The organism is Streptomyces sp. NRRL F-5126 (assembly GCF_000721265.1).
GTDB lineage: Bacteria > Actinomycetota > Actinomycetes > Streptomycetales > Streptomycetaceae > Streptomyces.
The window spans coordinates 1-499 of record NZ_JOFZ01000071.1; the positions used below are offsets into that span (position 1 = coordinate 1).

Sequence of the window (499 nt, forward strand, 5' to 3'; positions counted from 1 at the left end):
CACCGGAACCCTCTCCACCCAGACCCACCCCTGGCTCACCGACCACGCCATAGCAGGCACGCCGCTCCTCCCGGGGACGGCATTCGTCGACCTCGCCCTGCACACCGGCCACCACACCAGCCACCCCCACCTCGAAGAACTCACCCTCCACACACCTATGCTCTTGAGTGGCTCCCCGCTGGATCTCCAGGCCACCCTCACCCCACCCCACGACGGACGACGCACCCTCACCATCCGCACCCGCCCCCACACCACCACACCCGACACCACCACCCCCTGGACCACCCACGCCACCGCCACCCTCACCACCACCACACCAACAGACCCCGGGGTCGACCTGACCGTGTGGCCGCCGGCCAACGCCACGGCGATCGACGTGGACGACGCCTACCCCCTCCTCGCCGAGCACGGCTACACCTACGGCCCCACCTTCCAGGGCCTCACCGCCGCATGGCACGACGACCACCACACCTACGCCGACATCACCCTCCCCGAGGAC

General features: G+C 69.9%; 1 protein-coding gene. It reads left to right on the forward strand.

From position 1 onward, the window contains the following. The coding region (locus tag IH48_RS33935) for a polyketide synthase dehydratase domain-containing protein (protein WP_037844070.1) at positions 1 to 499 on the forward strand (499 nt) is incomplete at both ends.